This window comes from Massilia sp. 9I, assembly GCF_902506415.1.
Classification (GTDB): Bacteria; Pseudomonadota; Gammaproteobacteria; order Burkholderiales; family Burkholderiaceae_D; genus Telluria.
This window is the reverse complement of record NZ_LR733275.1, coordinates 4,851,887-4,867,696: the sequence shown is the minus strand read 5'-3', so window position 1 is coordinate 4,867,696 and position 15,810 is coordinate 4,851,887. Positions and strand designations below refer to the sequence as shown.

Sequence of the window (15,810 nt, the reverse complement as noted above, 5' to 3'; positions counted from 1 at the left end):
GTTCTTGAAACCGTGCGGGCCGAGGACGCTACGCTTCCCTTAACCAATCCGCACCGGAATGAAGATTCTGTCATTCCCGCGCTGGATCAGCAAGGCCACCGACTTGTTGGCTTTCGCCACCACGTCGCGGACCTGGGCGAGCGAGTTGACCGCCCGCCCGTTGACTGCTACCAGAACGTCTCCCGGCTCGACGCCGGCAATCGCGGCAGCGCCTTGCGCATCCTCGATCACCAGGCCCGAGGCGATGCCGCTCTGGCGTCGTTCGATCGGCTCCAGCGGACGCAGGGCCAGGCCCAGCTTGGCGCCATTGCCGTCATCGTTCGCCGCCAGTTCTTCCGGCGCGCTGCGCTTGGCTTTCTCGTTGGCGTCGCCCAGGGTCGCATCGATGCGCACCAGCTTGCCGTCGCGCCAGACGTCGAGCGCCACGCGCTCACCCGGCTTGGACATCGAGACGTTGCTCGACAGGTCGATCGAGGCCAGGATGGGCTGGCCGTTGATGCTGCGGACGATATCGCCCGGCTTCAGGCCGGCGCGGTCGGCCGGACCGCCACGCTCGACGCTCTGGATCAGGGCACCGCCCGGCGAATCGAGGCGGAAGGAATCGGCGAATTCCTGGCCGACTTCCTGCACTCCCACGCCCAGCTTGGCATGCTGCACCTTACCGGTCGTCATGATCTGGTCCTTGATCTTGACCGCGACGTCGATCGGGATCGAGAAGGACAGGCCCTGGTAGCCGCCGGTCTGGCTGTAAATCTGCGAGTTGATGCCCACCACTTCGCCGCGCGTGTTGAACAGCGGGCCGCCGGAATTGCCCGGGTTGACCGCGACGTCGGTCTGGATGAAGGGCACCTGGTTGTCCTGCAGGTTGCGGCCGGTGGCGCTTACCACGCCGGCGGTGACGGTGCTCTCCAGGCCATATGGCGAACCGATGGCCAGTACCCATTCGCCCGCGGCGACCTTGCTCGATTTGCCGAGCGGCGCCACCGGCAGGTTCTTGGCATCGATCTTCAGCACGGCCACGTCGGTGCGCGGGTCGGAGCCCACGACCTTGGCGCGGAATTCGCGGCGGTCCTGCAGCTTGACGGTGACTTCGTCGGCGCCCTGCACGACGTGGGCGTTGGTCAGGATGACGCCGTCCGGGCTTACGATGAAGCCCGATCCGGCGCCGAAAACGGGTGCTCCACGACCGCTGCTGCGCGGGTCCTGGAACTGTCGGAAGAATTCATAGAACGGGTGGCGCGGATCGAGTTCCGGTACGTTGCCCCGGTTCGCGGTCTTGATGCCGCCGACCACGCGGATGTTCACCACGGCCTTGCCGTTCTGCGAGGCGATGCGGGTGAAGTCCGGCAGGGTCACGGTCGTCGCGGGCGCGGCGGCAGGCGCCGGAGCCACTGCGGCAACAGGGGCGGGTGCAGCGACAGCGGCGGGCGCAGGTTCGGCTGCAACGTTGTTGTGGTTGACTGCAAGCGCACCGACCGCTCCGCCAATGACGCCCGCGGCACACAGGGCCAGCGTCAGTCCTTTGGCAGTGATGGCAGTGACGGCACCTTCGTTACGCATGTATGTGCTCCTGATGGAAAATGGTTGACCGATGATGGTGTCTATCGATGGATGTAGTGTCCCAAAGCTGGCTTAGACCATGCTTAAGCTGGCAACTTTCACGCTTAGGCTACTCTTAACCGCAGTGGGTAAAAACCGCGTCCCCATCGTCAAAAAGGGCGCCCCGCGGGACGCCCTCTTTCAAGCTGTTACTCTGTACGGCGGGCGTTCGGTCCCTTGTGAGACTTACGCCGCCTCGCGCTGTTCCAGCGCCTGGACATTGCCGGTGTTGCCGTTGGCGTCACCGATCGCGATCTTGCGCGGCTTGAAGGCTTCGGGCACTTCGCGCACCAGTTCGATGGTCAGCATGCCGTTGTCGAAGGATGCGGTGGTGACCTTCACGTGGTTCGCCAGCTGGAAGCGCTGTTCGAAGTCGCGCGCCGCGATACCGCGATGCAGGAAGGTGCGCTGGGTCTCGTCCTTCTGCTTGCGGCCGGTGACGTGCAGGGTGTCGCGCTCGGTCACGATTTCCACTTCGTCGCGGGTGAAGCCGGCCAGGGCCATCACGATGCGGTATTGGTCTTCGCTCACCAGTTCGATGTTGTACGGCGGGTAGCTCGGCTCGCCACGCTGCTCGAGCAGGTTGGCCAGGCGATCGAAACCGATGGCGGAACGGTACAGGGGAGTCAGGTCAAAAGTACGCATGATAAATATCCTTTTTAGGTTAAGCGATAAGTTGCCGGACCTCATCGTGAGCATCCGGTGAGTCCAATCTAGTGCCATGCCAAGGCTGTTTCAAGGCATACGAAATATGGATTTTTAAGCGATTTTGCAAATATTATTTGCATCACGTTTGACGATTGAAACATTGCCTCGCGTGCTACACTCGGCCGCTGGATAGCCTGGAGGGGAGCAAAACGTGAAGACCATTGGCCTGATCGGCGGCATGAGCTGGGAGTCCACCGTCCCCTACTACCGCAGCATCAACGAGACCGTGCGCGAGCTGCGCGGCGGCCTGCATTCGGCCAGGCTGGTGCTGGTGAGCGTCGACTTCGACGAGGTCGAGCGCCTCCAGCGCTCGGGCGACTGGGACGCGGCCGGGCTTCTCCTGGCCGACTGCGCACGCAGCCTGGAACGGGCGGGCGCCGACTTCATCGTCCTGTGCACCAACACCATGCACAAGGTGGCGCCCGCGATCGAAGCGGCCGCCGGCATTCCCCTCTTCCACATCGCCGACCCTACCGCGGAAGCGATCCGCGCCGGCGGCCAGCGGAGAATAGGCCTGCTCGGCACGCGCTTCACCATGGAACAGGACTTCTACCGCGCGCGCCTGGAGCAGCAGCATGGGCTGGAGGTCCTGGTGCCGAATGAGGCCTCGCGCGTGCTGGTGCACCGCGTGATCTACGAGGAGCTTTGCCAGGGCAAGGTGCTGGACGCTTCGCGCGAAGCTTACCGGGCGGTGATCCGCGAACTGGTGGACGCCGGCGCCGAAGCGGTCATCCTGGGCTGCACCGAGATCGCGCTGCTGGTCGGTCCCGGCGACAGTCCGGTGCCGGTGTTCGACACCACCGCACTACATGCGCGCAAGGCCGCCGAATATGCGCTAAGGTGATGGCCCCAAGCCACGTCCGTTGCCTCCATGTTTTCGATCGTCCTGAATATCGTCGGTACCCTGTTCCATCTGTACGTCGCCGCGCGCCTGTATTCGCTCGATGCGGTGCGCACGCGCATCCCGCGGCGTGCCTGGTGGATCGGCGCTTTTCTCATCTGGCTGCTGTATTTCGTGGGCGTGCGCGTCGGTGACGAGGCGCTGGACTGGCGCTGGTGGCCCGGCCAGTTCGCACTGACCTGGCTCGGGATCACTTTCGTGATGTCGCTCTGCATGCTGGTGGCGGACCTCGCGAGCGGGTTTGGTTTCTGGTGGCGCGCACACACGCAGAAGCTGCGTGCGCTCGGAGCGAGCGCCGGCCTGCTGTTGGCCGCCTTCGCCCTGTTCCAGGGCATGCGCGCACCAAGCATCGTCGATCAGGAAGTGGTAATGAAAGACCTGCCCAAGGCGCTGGACGGCACCGTGATCGTGGCGGTGAGCGACATCCACCTCGGCGCCCAGCGCCGCTCGGAATGGCTGGCGGCGCGCGTGGAACAGATCAATGCCTTGACGCCTGCCGCGGTGCTGATGCTGGGCGACCAGGTCGAGGACAATCCCGTCGGTGAACCCCAGCTTGCCCCTACCCTGCGCCGCCTGCGCGCGCCCTGGGGCGTGTGGGCGGTGACGGGCAACCACGAGTTCTACGGCGACGCCGAGACCACGGTGCGGGAGTTCGAACAAGGCGGCGTGCGCTGGCTGCGCGACGAACAGGTGGAGCTGATGCCCGGCCTCGTGCTGGCCGGAATCGAGGACATCGGAAGCCGTATGCGCAATGACCGCGATATCAGCTCGGGCCTGGTGCGCACCCTTCCGGCTGCGACCAACACCGCCACCATCCTGATGGCCCACATCCCGGCCGCCGCAATCATCGAAGAAGCGAGGGCGCGCGGCGTCGACCTGATGCTGTCGGGGCACACGCACGGCGGCCAGATCTGGCCCTTCAGCTACGCGGTCCAGCAGCGCTTCGCCAAGTATGCCGGCGCCTACGACGTCGGCGGCATGCTCTTGTACGTGACGCGCGGCGCCGGCAGCTGGGGGCCGCGCATGCGCCTGTGGCAGCCGGGCGAGATCATTCGGCTGACGCTCAGATCTCCCACTGCAGCTTGAGCGTCAACGATTTGCTGCGCGTACCCACCAGGGGCATCTTCTCGTCCACGTAGCCGGCCGACGCGGTGCGGCCGTGGCGCCACTGGTAGCGGTAGAGCAGCGAGCGGTGTACCTGGCGCTCGTTCCACACCTCCAGCTGAGTGACACCATCGTCGCGCCGCGCGGCCCAGGTGTTCTGCGCCAGCAGGCGCAGCGAAGCGCGCGGGCTGAAGTGCAGGTGGGCGAGCCAGCGCCAGGCATTGTCGGCAAAGGCCGGATGGCCCAGCGTGCCCTGGACCCAGGCGCGGTTCACGTGGTGGTCGAGTTCCAGCGACCAGCCGCGCAGCAAGGGGAAGCGCAGGCCGACGTCCAGCGTCACGTTGCCGCCGGGCCCCACGCGGTCGGCGTCGGCGTCGAGCTGGCGTCCCAGCGCCACCTCGCCTGCGATCTTCGACACCCAGGGCAGCGGCGTGCTGGCGAAGCCGAAGTGCAGCGCACGCGTGTCGTGCAGCCGGCCGTGTGGACGGGCGCGCTGGCGGTCGAAGCCGAGCAAGGTCCAGAACTCGGTCTGGCGCGGCCCCATCATCCACAGGCCCGGACGCAGGTGGCGCTCGACCACTTCGCCGCCTGGCTGCCCGGACGCACGCTCATGCAGGGTGCGCACCTCGGCCAGCTGCAGCAGGGTTTCGAACTCGTAGAGTTCGATCCCCGCGAACGACTGCTGGCCGCGTTTGCGGCTGAGCTCCGCTTCGGCCTTGACGATGCCGGCCTGCGGCACGAAGCCGTTGTCATTCACAAAACCGGGCGCGATCGCTTCCAGCACGAACTCGTTCCACCAGTCGTCGGAACTGTGGATGTACTTGCCGTGCAGGTAGCTGCCCGACTCGCGGCTGCTCTTCAGCGGGCGCCCTTCCCCGTCGAAGCCGGAGGTGGTGCGCGCATGCATGGCGGTGAGGCTGGCCTGGCGCTGCGCGCCGCCATCGAGCGCCGCGCTGCGCCACTGCGCGTCCACGCCAAGCACGTCGTTGGATCCCAGGCCCTCCACTTCGCGCTGCGAGGCGAAGGCGCCCAGCAGCAGGCCGTCGCCGTGCCAGCGCGAGCGCCACAGGCTGGCCCGGGTCGGACGCGGCTGGATAAATTCGACGGTCTCGTAGGGGCGGCCGCGCAGCACCAGGCCGCCCTCGGCGTCGCGCAGGCTCATTGCGGTGGCGTCGGCGTCGGCGGCGCGCCAGGTGGCGCGCAGGCCCCAGGCCGGATTGCCCACCGTGCGCGAATAAAAGGCCGGCAGCGGCAGGCCGAGCACGTCGGCGCTCTCGAGGAAGAAGCCGCGCTTTTCCGGCAGGCTGAGGGCGATGTTGCCGGCGCCCTGGGATACCGGCTGGTCGAGCTCGACCTGCGAGTAGTCCGGGTTGATGGTGGCGTTGAACACCCAGTCGGCGCGCGGGCGGGCGTTGATTTCCAGGCCCAGGTCGGCCTGGTGGCCGCGGTGCGGCGCACCCTCGCTGCGGCCACGCTCGGCGCGCAGCGTGAGCTCGGGCCGCAGCTCGATGAAGCGGCGGTCGCGCACCGCGGCCACGGTCTCGCCCATGCCCTCCACTTCGCGCAGGAAGGACAGGTGGCTCAGGGCGTCCAGGCGCAAGGGCGCGCTCACCAGGAGCGTGCCGTCGGCATGCGGGACGCTGCGCTCGACCAGCAGGCGCCAGTCCTTGCCGCCGCGGTAGGGAAAGCGCAGGTTCGACAGCGGCCAGCGCACTTCCATGCTGTAGCCGTCCGGCAGTCGCTCTACCCTCGCTTCGACCGGGAAGTCGGGGCCGAGGTCGGATTCGTTGTCGCTTGCCCTGTGCAGGCCGTCGCTGACCACGCCGGCCAGGTTCACGCGCACGAACTGGGCCGCGCGCCCATGGCCCACGGGATCGATCCAGATGCCGATGAAGTCCTGGTCCATGTCCACCTTGTCGCGCCGCGCCAGCGCCCCGCGCATTTGCTGCGGGTCTGCATCCCACGCGCGGATGCCGAACACCAGCGCATGCTCTTCGACCAGCAACCGCACCGTGGTGCGCAGGCCGCCCGGCGCCGCCTTGCCGTCGCGAGGGGCGTGCTTGTGGAAGTCGTCGTAGACCGGGGCGCCCTGCCAGGCCGGCTCGTCGAGCAGGCCGTCGATGGTGGGCGCAGGCAGGCCGGCGCTGCGCGCGGCGCGCAGGGGCTGGCGCTCTTCGACAGCGCCGGCGTCGGCGGCGAGCATGGCGGACAGGAAAAGGCCGGGAAGGCGATACGGGAAACGTGACACGTCGGGACCGGAAGCTGGCAAACAGCCGGCGAGTGTAGCATGTGCGTTTGTCAACAGGGACCTGGGCCGCCCTCCCCTTGGGGAGAGATGCAACAGGCTTAGTCGGGCAGGCGCGCGTCGTTGGTGACCATGTCCTGCAGGGTCTCGCGCGACAGCGCGGGGCTGAAGTAATAACCCTGCATCTGGTCGCAGTCGTGCTGGCGCAGGAAGGCGATCTGCTCGCGCGTCTCGACGCCTTCTGCCACCACCTTGAGCTTGAGGTTGTGGCCGAGCGCGATGATGGCGCGCGTGATCACCAGTTCGCCGTTGTGGCCGACGCCACCGAGGAAGGAGCGGTCGATCTTGATGTAATCGACCGGGAATTTCTGCAGGTGGCTCAGGCTCGAATAGCCGGTGCCGAAGTCGTCGATCGACAGGCGCACTCCCAGCGCCTTGAGCTGGGCCAGCGCGTCCAGCGCCTCCTCCGGGTGGTCCATCAGCTGGCTTTCGGTCACTTCGAGTTCCAGGTTGCGCGGGTTGACGCCGTGGCGGCGCAGGCGCTCGCCGAGCCGTTCGGCGAACTGGCGCTGGCGCAGCTGGCGCGCCGACAGGTTGACCGCGATGACGAAGTCGTCGATGCCGAGCGCCGCCATCGCCTTGAGCGCCCCGCAAGCCTCGTCGATCACCCATTCACCCAAGGGGACGATGAGCCCGGTCTCCTCGGCCACCGGGATGAAGCGGTCGGGGGGAATCACCCCCTCCACCGGATGGCGCCAGCGCACCAGGGCCTCGGCGCCCACCACCTTTCCGCTGCGCAGGTCGACCTTGGGCTGGTAATCCAGCATCAGCTCGTTGTCGCGGATCGCGCGGCTCAGGTTCGCTTCCAGCAGCAGGTGCTCGTGCACCACCTGGTTCAGTTCCGCCGAATAGAACTGGAAGTTGTTCTTGCCGATGGTCTTGGCGTGGTACATGGCGGCGTCGGCGGCGCGCATGATCTTTTCCAAGCTGTCGCCATCGTCCGGAAAGATGCTGACGCCGATGCTGGTGCCGGGCACGATCTCCTGCCCGTCCACCCGCACCGGCGCCGTCACACTGATGCGGATGCGCTCGATCAGTTCGGCCACCTGTTCCCGGCTGGCCGGGTCGCAGATGATGAGGACGAATTCATCGCCGCCCATGCGCGCGATGGTGTCGTCTTCGCGCATGTTGACGCGCAGGCGCTGGGCCACTTCGCGCAGCACCGCATCGCCCGCCTCGTGGCCGAAGTTGTCGTTGATGTGCTTGAAGTTGTCGAGGTCGAGGAAGGCCAGCGCGACCAGGAAGTCGTCGCGCGCCGCGCATTCGATCGCGTGGCGCAGGCGTTCCTGCAGCAGGGTGCGGTTGGCCAGGCCCGTGAGCGGGTCGTGGTGGGCCAGGTGGTGCAGCCGGCGCTCGTAGTGGCGGGCCTCGGTGATGTCGTTGATGACCCCGACGAAATGGGTGATCTCGCCGTCGAGGTTGGACACCGGATCGATGCGCAGGTCGTTCCAGAACACTTCGCCGTTCTTGCGCGCGTTGCGCAGCACGGCGCGCACACCTTCCTTGCGCCGCAGCGCCTCCCGGATGCGGCGCCGCTCGTCCTCGTCGCAGCCCTCGATGCGCATGAAGCGCGGGTCGCGGCCGCGGATCTCGGCCAGGGTATAGCCGGTGATGCGCTCGAAGGCCGGGTTGACGTACTCGATGCGGTGCTCGTTCTCTTCGCAACGGGTGATGAGGATGGCGTTCAGGCTCGAGTAGATGGCGCGCTCCCGCACCCGCAGGCCGTGCTCGGCCTGGCGCCGCGCGGTGATGTCCAGGCCGGTGCCGAAGACGACCGGCACGTTGCCCAGGCTGCTGCGGGCGCACTGGAACAGGAAGGAGGTGCGCTTGCCGTGCTTGCCCACCAGCTCCGCCTCGTGGTTGGAGCAGCCGTCCTCGAAGGCGCTGAGGATCTTGTCGACGATGAGAGGCCGGTCCTTCTCGTCGAAGAAGAACTTGACGTTGGAAGTCGGCAATTCTTCGGGCTCCATCTGGAGCGCTTCTTCCAGCGGGCGGTTCCACAGCAGCAGGTGGCCGCTCTGGTCGATCACGTAGAACACGCAGGGCAGCGACTCGATGATGTCGGCCACCGGCAAGTCCTGGATCAGTGCGTAGCGCGGCGGGATCTTGCTGGTGCGCGGGATCAGGATGACGCTGAAGCTGCCGGGCGCCTCGAGGTCGAAGGACTGGGGCGCGACCGTGATGCGCACCGGCAGGCGGCGGCCATCGGCGGTCTTCAGGACGCCCTCGTTCTCGGCATCGGCGCGCGCGGCCAGGCGCGGTTTGACCCCGGACGCAGCGCCCGAAGGCTCATCGAACTCGACGATCCGCTCCAGCGTCATGCCCTGGATGTCGGCCGCGCCGTAGCCGGCCAGCTTTTCGCACGCCTTGTTCCAGCTCGTGACGGTGCCGGCGGCATCGACGACGAACACGGCAAGGGGCAAGGGCGAGAGGTTCAAAGGTCCTCCTGGGTGGCCACGCATGCGTGCACGCGGCTCGCTATGAACTCGTATCGTAAATACATCATAGCGCAGCGGGCGAAGACGGGGTCGCACGCGAGGATATGTCGTGCGGTGAAGATAGAAAACAGGCGGCTTGCCTTACAATGCGCGGGATAAAAGGAAAGGCAATGGTGGAGATCGATCCGGCGGAAGTCGAGTTCAGCGCGATCCGGGCCCAGGGGCCGGGCGGGCAGAACGTGAACAAGGTGTCGTGTGCGGTGCACGCGCGCTTCGACGTGGCCGCCTCCTCGCTGCCGGCGGCGGTCAAGGAGCGCTTGCTGGCGCTGCGCGACGCCCGCATCACGCAGGAAGGGGTGATTGTCCTCAAGGCCCAGGGCTCGCGCAGCCTCGAGCAGAACAAGCTCGATGCGCTGCAGCGCCTGCAGGCCCTGGTCGACCGCGCTTGCGCCGTGCCGGTCGTGCGCCGCGCCACCCGGCCAACGCGCGGCTCGCAGCTGCGCCGGCTGGATGGCAAGACGCGCAGCGGACGCGTCAAGGCGCTGCGCGGCAAGGTCAGCGAATAAGCACGCTCAGGCGGGCGCGCCCGGCCCCGCCTTCTGGATCATGGCGGCCACGTTCTGGAGCTCGCGCACCACGCCGATGACGGTGGGCTCGAAGCGCTCGAACATGTACTGGGTGGCGGCCTCGGCGCTCAAGCCTTCCGGCGTCTCGTGCACCAGGCTTTCGTGCCCCGGGCGCTTCATCGCCAGTTCGCGCACGTGGTAGGCGAACAGCAGTTCGCTGTAGTCGGTCTTCGCTTCCATCGTTTCCTCATCGCTTGGTAGAGCCGTGACGATAGCATGCGGCGGCAGTATCATCGCTTTGTCGACAACCTCGAACCCAGCGCCCATGCCCGTCTCCCCTGCCCTGCATGCCACACTCGACCGGCCGGTCTGGTCGGCCCTCGACGGCGGCCACCGCCACTTCGCCCTCGGCGGTGCGCTGGCCAGACGCTACCCGCGCGAGATTGGGCCATTCGCGGCCGTGGCCGACGATAGCCGGGAAGCCTGGGACGCACTGGCGGCATTGCTGTCGCCGGGCGAAGCGGCCATGCTGGTGACGCCCTGCGCGCCGCCGCAGATGGCGGGCTTCACGGTAACGCCGCTCGACCCGGTACTGCAGATGGTGGCGACACGCGCGCCTGAAGCCGCTACGCTGCCCTTCCTGCTGCTGGGCGAGGCCGATGCGCTTGACATGCGCGCGCTGGCCGAGCTGACCAATCCGGGCCCCTTCGCGCAGCGTACCCACGAGCTGGGCGAATTCCTCGGCATCCGGGAAGATGGCCGGCTGGCGGCGATGACGGGAGAGCGAATGCGCCCACAGGGGGCGGTCGAGGTGAGCGCCGTGTGCGTGCATCCCGCGCACCGCGGCAAGGCGTATGCGCGCCACCTGCTGGCCGAGCGGACGCGCCGCATCGCCGCGCAGGGCGACCAGGCTTTCCTACATGTGTATCCGAGCAACAAGGGAGCGATCGCGCTGTACGAATCGCTGGGCTATGTGGTGCGCACGCAGCTGCACCTGACGCGCGTGGTGCTGGCGGGGTGATCAGGTACGCAGCAGCTGGAGAAGATTGTCGATCTTGTAGGGCTTGGCAATGAACAGCTGCTTGAGCGGCCGGCCGTCGAACATGGACGGCGCCATGTAGCCGGAGGCGAGGATGATCTTGACCTTGGGATAGTTGCCGGAGATACGCTCAGCCAGTTCCAGGCCGTTCATGCCGGGCATCATGACGTCGCTCACGACGGCGTCGATGTCGGGATGGGCGGCCAGCATGTCGAGGGCCTGGGCGCCCGAATAGGCGACCACGGTATCCATGCCGTGTGCCGCCAGCAGCATCTCGGCCAGGTCCGCGACGTCGGCCTCGTCGTCGACCACCAGCACCTTGCGGATGGCGCCTACCTGCGCTTCGGCGTCCTGCCCATAGGGCCGTGCAGCTCCGGGCGGGAATCCCGGACGCCCCGTCTCGCTACACCAGCTGCTCATCAAGCCGAACACTCAGCCTTCCCTCCATCCGATTGTCGCTCGCCAACACAGGCGCGGTGCACCATGCACGCGGCCTGTCGGCACAACGTTAGTATCGCCCAAGCGCGCGGATTGAAGCGCCCGGTTAGCGCCAGCTTAGTGCCCGATGAGCGCCAGGATGGGTAGGGATGGGCCGCGCTAGCCGAACAACCCGTGCAGATACCAGCGCGGTTCGGCATCCTCGCCGGAGCCGACGATGCGCTCGCGGTAGATCCAGTACAGCGTATGGTCCTGCCCTTCCGCAATGAAATAGTCGCGGGTCTGGGTATCGCTCCACCAGCCGGCCTCGATGCGTTCGGGCGTCGTGGCCACCTTCAGCGGCGAGCCATAGAAAGGCCGGTGGTTGCGCATGAGCAGTGCGATCGGCTTGGCCAGCAGCCAGCTCGGGCGCGGCAGGCTGGCGACGTCCGGCGGCAGGCGCGCCGCGCCCGCCGCTGCACGCTCGGCCTTTTCCTGCACCGGCACCCACTCATTGGCAACCTCGGGCCGGTAATCGGCCTGCGGCAGTGCCTGCAAGACGTTGTCCGCGCCCAGCCGCGCCACCAGCAGCTCGAGCATGCGCATCCGGTCTTCTTCGGTGCCGCCCGGTTCGGGAAACAGCGATTCGGTGGGCGGCGCCATCGCCTTCACCTGACCCGCTTCCAGGCCGAGCCCGATCACGGGCGCCGGCAGCTCCTGCCGCGCCAGGCGTTCCTTGAGCAGGCGCACCAGGTGCTCGTCGCGCCAGGTAGGTTCGGCCAGGGCGATTTCCAGGGCGGTCGGCGGCATCGCCACCCTTCCCCGCTCGTGTTCCATCAGCAGCGTGATGCGCTCGACCGCGAGCTGGCGTGCGCACAGCCAACCGACCAGCTGCAGCACCAGGTGGTGGGCGCCGGCCAGCAGCAGATCGGCCTGCTCGATGCGGTCGAACAGTTCCAGCCGGGCCCGGAAACTTTCGGGCGGCGCCACCCATTCGAACAGTTCGGGGCACAGGCCATAAGCGGCGTCGAGCACGTCGAGCAGTTCGCGTCCGCAACGCCGCTGCAGTCCCGGGCGCGGCAGGCGCCGCAATTCTCCCAGGCGTTCGCAGCCGATGCCTTCGAACCAGGACATGTAGGGCCGTGCCGGCAGCAGTAGCGCCACCGGCAGCCGGTCGAGGCGGCGCTCGAGCGAGGCCATGCGCAGTGTGCGTGCGCCGCTGCGGCCGCGGCCGCGCGCCTTGTCATGCGCAAGCTGCTGGGCCCCGGCGCGCGCCAGCAGCCAGGCCGCGCGCGCCGTCGGCGCGCAGCTGACGGCGGCGGTGAAGCCGAGCGCGCGCAGGCTGGCGCGCACGCGTGCGCACAGGGCGCGGATGCCGCCGAACAGGCGCAGGCTGGCGCCGATGTCGAGCAGCAGGGTCGCTTCCTCGGCCAGCGCGACCTGGGGCGTAAATTGCAGCATCGCCAGCGCGACCGCATCCAGCGCCTCGGCTTCGCGCGCGGGGTTGCGCTCATACAGGCGCGCCTCGGGCATGAGCATCAGCACGCCGCCGCGGCGCATGCCGCGTCCGACGCCGGCCGCACGCGCCAGCGGCGAGACCGCCAGCACCCGCTCCTGCTCGAGCACGACGCTGCCCGGGTCACTGCACCAGTTGGGGCTGAAGACCTCGAGCGGCAGCTGGGGTAAGGACAGGCCGATCCACAAACGCATGTCGTTGCAAGAGAGAAGAAGTAAGGGGTAAACCAAGCGGCAGGAACAGCGGCGCATCGCGCTGCGGCCCCCGGCGCTTGACGAAGTCGATGTGCATGCCGCCGGCCGCCGGACGCAGCCCCAGGCGCAGGGGCGCGGGCGACGCGTCCTGGGCCGCGGCCAGCGGGCGCAGCATGAAGAACAGGGTTTCGCCGGCCTGGGCCGCCAGGTGCAGGCGGCGCAGGCTTTCGCCACGCGCATGGTTGGCCCAGAACAGCAGCGCACCGCAACTGCCGCTGCGCAGCACCTGTTCGGCCGCCCACAGGGCGTCCGCGCTGCGGCTGGTGCGCAGCCACAGCAGTTGCGAAGGCGGCAGGCCGAGCGCGGCCAGCGCCAGGGCCTGGGGCGGATGGGGCGGCTGCAGCAGGACAATGCGGCGTTCGGCGCAGGCTTGCAGGGCCGGGCGCAGCAGGCGCATTTCGCCGATGCCGGGCTGCTGCTGCAGCAGCTCGACCAGAGTGCCGGCGGGCCAGCCGCCGCCCGGCAGCTGGCCCGACAGCGCCGCATGGCCGGTATCGACGCAGCGCGTGCCGGCGCGCGCCAGCTGCGAGGCGCGCCAGAGCGAAGGATGCAAAGCCTCCGGCGCAGCCAGCGGGGATGCCCCCGTAATGGATGAGCTGTTCATGATGAGTTGGCAAACAAATACTGTATAAACATACAGTACTCGCTGAGCCCGGATTTGGCAAGACGTATTCATTTCGGCCATACCAGTCGGGTGATTGGTATTGACAGAACCTAAAGGTGCGCAATGCCCGTAAATCCGGGGCCCCTGCTCCGAATCATGGAATAATGCTGGCTCGTCCATTTACATCCAGACAATGCGCAATCTGTCTCCCGCACGCCACGGAGTCCGTCCGTGAATACGCTCCAGCTCACCGGCGCCATCCTGTTCGCGATCGCCCTGGTCCACACCTTCTCCACCAAGCTGTTCCACTCGCTGGCCCGGCGCCACCCGCGCCATGCCGGGCTGTTCCACCTGCTGGGCGAAGTCGAGGTGGTGTTCGGCTTCTGGGCCTTCGTGCTGGTCCTGTCCATGGCCCTGCTGGCCGGCGGGAGCGAAGCCGTCCGCTATGCCGAGACGCGCCAGTACACCGAGCCGCTGTTCGTGTTCGTGGTGATGGTGATCGCGGCCTCGAAACCGGTACTGGACGCCGTGCGCGACCTGCTGGCCCTGCTGGCCCGGCTGGCGCCGGTGCGCACCGAGGTGGCGCTGTGCTGGCTCGGGCTGGCGCTGGTGCCGCTGAGCGGCTCCCTGATCACCGAGCCGGCCGCGATGACCCTCGCCGCCCTGATGCTGGCGCCGCAGGTGTTCCGCCCCGGCATCCCGGAATGGCTGAAGTACGGCGCGCTCGGCGTCCTGTTCGTCAACGTCTCGATCGGCGGCACCCTGACCGCCTATGCCGCGCCGCCAGTACTGATGGTCGCCAAGACCTGGGGCTGGGACAGCGCCTACATGGCCTCCACCCTCGGCTGGCGCGCCGCACTGGCGGTGGTCTTCAACGCCACCGTCATCACCCTGCTGCTGCGCCGTCACCTGGCGCCGGGCGCCGTGGTGCAGGACGCGCGCATGCCGCTCGTCGTGTCCTTCGTCCACCTGGCCCTGCTCGCGGGCGTGGTGCTGCTGGCGCACCACCCGGTGCTGTTCATCGGCCTGTTCCTGCTCTTCCTCGGCTATACCCAGGCCTACCCGAAGCACCAGTCGCCGCTGATCCTGAAGGAAGGCCTGCTGGTCGGCTTCTTCCTGGCCGGGCTGGTGGTCCTGGGCGGCATGCAGCAGTGGTGGCTGCAGCCGCTGGTCTCCAGCCTGGAGCCGACCGCCCTGTTCTTCGGCGCGCTGGCCCTGACGGCAATCACCGATAATGCGGCACTGACCTACCTCGGTTCGCTGATCGAAGGCCTGTCCGACCACGCCAAGTACATGCTGGTGGCCGGCGCGGTCGGCGGCGGCGGGCTGACCGTGATCGCCAACGCGCCCAATCCGGCCGGCGCCGCCCTGCTGCGCGACGGTTTCAATGAGGGCTCGATCGGCATGGGGGGATTGTTTCTGGGGGCGCTGGGGCCGACCTGCGTGGCGGCGGCGCTGTTCCTGATCTGATGGAAGTGAAAGGCGAAACACGATGGACGACGACATCCTGGTACACAAAGCCGGCACCATCGAACGCTGCTGCCGGCGTGCACGCGAGGAATACGAGAAGGACCCGACCACGTTCGTCAGCGACCTGACGCGCCAGGACGCGGCCACCCTCAACGTGATCCGCGCCTGGGAAGCCGCCATCGAGATGGGCGACTACGTGATCGGCAATGCGCGCCTCGGGCTGCCGCACGACGAACGCGAAGTCATCACCCTGCTGGCCGAACACGGCTGGATCGCGCCGGCGCTGGCCGAGGACCTCAAGCGCACCGGCGAATTCTGCCGCGCCGAATGGGATTACCAGGAAGCGCCGCTGCCGGCGCTGGTGACGATCATCAAGCGCGGGCTGGACGACTTCAGCGTCTACGCACAGGCCCTGGTGGCGGGCGCCGCTAGTGGAGGCACCTCGGGAGCCGAATGATGGTGCAAGACCGCGCTGCGCTCCTGGCCTGCTATGCCATGCTCAAGCAGCCAGGCGAGCGGCTTCAGTCCGTCAGCGAACCCTGCCGCACTGCCATCATTGTCGATACTGCCCTCGGCATAATCGGCAATGGCGGATTCCAATACTTTTTCGAAGCGAATTTCCCGGACGATCCCGACTACAGCCTGTTTATCGAGGCATTCGATCGCGTTGGCCTAAGCGAGATAGCACAGGGGATGGCCACCCTCGTTACCATGTTCCCCTTCGAGGCGCCGCACCAGTCCGCCGAACGGCGCCTGCGCTTTCTCGAGACTGGTCCGGCCGAATTCGAACAGGCAGCGCAGCAGCTGGAAAACAGCATCTATGCCCGCACGGACCTGGATGCCATCGTGGACGATTTCCTGCGGCGTTCAACGGCGTCGTAAGCCTGGG

15 protein-coding genes are annotated in these 15,810 nt (G+C 67.5%); 7 read left to right on the top strand and 8 right to left on the bottom strand.

Annotation, left to right across the window (positions count from 1 at the left end; translation table 11 throughout):
* Positions 1–39: 39 nt before the first annotated feature.
* Positions 40–1,560 (bottom strand): Do family serine endopeptidase, encoded by a 1,521-nt coding sequence (locus GV068_RS21695; protein WP_159702801.1) that lies wholly within the window; start codon positions 1,558–1,560, stop codon positions 40–42.
* Positions 1,561–1,785: 225 nt separating this feature from the next.
* The gene (locus GV068_RS21690; RefSeq protein WP_159702799.1) at positions 1,786–2,244 is read right to left on the bottom strand and encodes an Hsp20 family protein; all 459 of its coding nucleotides are present in this window, start codon (positions 2,242–2,244) and stop codon (positions 1,786–1,788) included.
* Between the two features lie 214 nt (positions 2,245–2,458).
* Here GV068_RS21690 and GV068_RS21685 point away from each other — a divergent pair, with 214 nt between their 5' ends.
* Both GV068_RS21685 and GV068_RS21680 read left to right on the top strand, forming a co-directional pair.
* Positions 2,459–3,151 (top strand): aspartate/glutamate racemase family protein, encoded by a 693-nt coding sequence (locus tag GV068_RS21685; RefSeq protein WP_159702797.1) that lies wholly within the window; start codon positions 2,459–2,461, stop codon positions 3,149–3,151.
* Positions 3,152–3,178: 27 nt separating this feature from the next.
* Complete coding sequence (locus tag GV068_RS21680; protein ID WP_159702795.1) at positions 3,179–4,294, top strand: metallophosphoesterase; 1,116 nt, start codon at positions 3,179–3,181, stop codon at positions 4,292–4,294.
* Here GV068_RS21680 and GV068_RS21675 read toward each other — a convergent pair.
* Both GV068_RS21675 and GV068_RS21670 read right to left on the bottom strand, forming a co-directional pair.
* Entirely contained in the window at positions 4,272–6,515 is a 2,244-nt protein-coding gene (locus GV068_RS21675) for a hypothetical protein (RefSeq protein ID WP_201303331.1), read from the bottom strand. The two genes, GV068_RS21680 and GV068_RS21675, sit on opposite strands and share 23 nt — an antisense overlap.
* Positions 6,516–6,658: 143 nt before the next feature.
* Positions 6,659–9,055 (bottom strand): EAL domain-containing protein, encoded by a 2,397-nt coding sequence (locus GV068_RS21670; RefSeq protein ID WP_159702792.1) that lies wholly within the window; start codon positions 9,053–9,055, stop codon positions 6,659–6,661.
* 170 nt (positions 9,056–9,225) lie between these two features.
* Between GV068_RS21670 and arfB the strand changes: the two genes are divergently transcribed.
* Positions 9,226–9,621, top strand: a complete 396-nt coding sequence (gene arfB / locus GV068_RS21665) for an alternative ribosome rescue aminoacyl-tRNA hydrolase ArfB (RefSeq protein WP_159702789.1) — start codon at positions 9,226–9,228, stop codon at positions 9,619–9,621.
* A gap of 6 nt (positions 9,622–9,627) precedes the next feature.
* On the opposite strand, the gene GV068_RS21660 is transcribed toward arfB, so the two are convergent.
* Complete coding sequence (locus tag GV068_RS21660) at positions 9,628–9,861, bottom strand: hypothetical protein (protein ID WP_159702786.1); 234 nt, start codon at positions 9,859–9,861, stop codon at positions 9,628–9,630.
* An 85-nt stretch (positions 9,862–9,946) separates the two neighbouring features.
* On the opposite strand from GV068_RS21660, the gene GV068_RS21655 reads away from it, so the two are divergent.
* Positions 9,947–10,642, top strand: coding sequence for a GNAT family N-acetyltransferase (locus tag GV068_RS21655; protein WP_159702783.1), 696 nt, complete (start codon positions 9,947–9,949; stop codon positions 10,640–10,642).
* Here GV068_RS21655 and GV068_RS21650 read toward each other — a convergent pair whose 3' ends face one another.
* The 3 genes from GV068_RS21650 to imuA all read right to left on the bottom strand — a co-directional run bounded on the left by GV068_RS21650 (position 10,643) and on the right by imuA (position 13,451).
* A complete protein-coding gene (locus GV068_RS21650) occupies positions 10,643–11,080 on the bottom strand; it encodes a response regulator (protein ID WP_159702780.1) in 438 nt (145 codons plus the stop codon). It abuts the gene before it with no gap.
* Between the two features lie 177 nt (positions 11,081–11,257).
* On the bottom strand, positions 11,258–12,787 hold the full coding sequence (locus GV068_RS21645) for a DNA polymerase Y family protein (RefSeq protein ID WP_159702777.1): 1,530 nt from the start codon (positions 12,785–12,787) through the stop codon (positions 11,258–11,260).
* Positions 12,717–13,451 carry a translesion DNA synthesis-associated protein ImuA gene (imuA, locus tag GV068_RS21640; protein ID WP_159702774.1) on the bottom strand — a complete coding sequence of 245 codons (735 nt, stop codon included), beginning with the start codon at positions 13,449–13,451 and terminating at the stop codon, positions 12,717–12,719. Before imuA ends, GV068_RS21645 begins: the two co-directional genes overlap by 71 nt.
* 231 nt (positions 13,452–13,682) lie before the next feature.
* On the opposite strand from imuA, the gene GV068_RS21635 reads away from it, so the two are divergent.
* The 3 genes from GV068_RS21635 to GV068_RS21625 are packed head-to-tail and all read left to right on the top strand — an operon-like array spanning position 13,683 to position 15,803.
* Positions 13,683–14,921 (top strand): putative Na+/H+ antiporter, encoded by a 1,239-nt coding sequence (locus GV068_RS21635; RefSeq protein WP_159702771.1) that lies wholly within the window; start codon positions 13,683–13,685, stop codon positions 14,919–14,921.
* A 22-nt stretch (positions 14,922–14,943) separates the two neighbouring features.
* The gene (locus tag GV068_RS21630; RefSeq protein ID WP_159702768.1) at positions 14,944–15,378 is read left to right on the top strand and encodes a DUF86 domain-containing protein; all 435 of its coding nucleotides are present in this window, start codon (positions 14,944–14,946) and stop codon (positions 15,376–15,378) included.
* Positions 15,375–15,803 carry a hypothetical protein gene (locus tag GV068_RS21625; protein WP_159702765.1) on the top strand — a complete coding sequence of 143 codons (429 nt, stop codon included), beginning with the start codon at positions 15,375–15,377 and terminating at the stop codon, positions 15,801–15,803. Before GV068_RS21630 ends, GV068_RS21625 begins: the two co-directional genes overlap by 4 nt.
* The last annotated feature ends 7 nt before the right edge of the window (positions 15,804–15,810 follow it).

Excerpts from the sequence above, each read along its gene's own strand:
- GV068_RS21630 (WP_159702768.1), top strand. The coding sequence starts at position 14,944 with ATGGACGACGACATCCTGGTACACAAAGCCGGCACCATCGAACGCTGC.
- GV068_RS21680 (WP_159702795.1), top strand. The coding sequence starts at position 3,179 with ATGTTTTCGATCGTCCTGAATATCGTCGGTACCCTGTTCCATCTGTAC.
- GV068_RS21660 (WP_159702786.1), bottom strand. The coding sequence starts at position 9,861 with ATGGAAGCGAAGACCGACTACAGCGAACTGCTGTTCGCCTACCACGTG.
- GV068_RS21675 (WP_201303331.1), bottom strand. The coding sequence starts at position 6,515 with ATGCTCGCCGCCGACGCCGGCGCTGTCGAAGAGCGCCAGCCCCTGCGC.
- GV068_RS21645 (WP_159702777.1), bottom strand. The coding sequence starts at position 12,787 with ATGCGTTTGTGGATCGGCCTGTCCTTACCCCAGCTGCCGCTCGAGGTC.
- GV068_RS21695 (WP_159702801.1), bottom strand. The coding sequence starts at position 1,560 with ATGCGTAACGAAGGTGCCGTCACTGCCATCACTGCCAAAGGACTGACG.
- GV068_RS21655 (WP_159702783.1), top strand. The coding sequence starts at position 9,947 with ATGCCCGTCTCCCCTGCCCTGCATGCCACACTCGACCGGCCGGTCTGG.
- GV068_RS21650 (WP_159702780.1), bottom strand. The coding sequence starts at position 11,080 with ATGAGCAGCTGGTGTAGCGAGACGGGGCGTCCGGGATTCCCGCCCGGA.
- arfB (WP_159702789.1), top strand. The coding sequence starts at position 9,226 with ATGGTGGAGATCGATCCGGCGGAAGTCGAGTTCAGCGCGATCCGGGCC.
- GV068_RS21690 (WP_159702799.1), bottom strand. The coding sequence starts at position 2,244 with ATGCGTACTTTTGACCTGACTCCCCTGTACCGTTCCGCCATCGGTTTC.
- GV068_RS21625 (WP_159702765.1), top strand. The coding sequence starts at position 15,375 with ATGATGGTGCAAGACCGCGCTGCGCTCCTGGCCTGCTATGCCATGCTC.
- imuA (WP_159702774.1), bottom strand. The coding sequence starts at position 13,451 with ATGAACAGCTCATCCATTACGGGGGCATCCCCGCTGGCTGCGCCGGAG.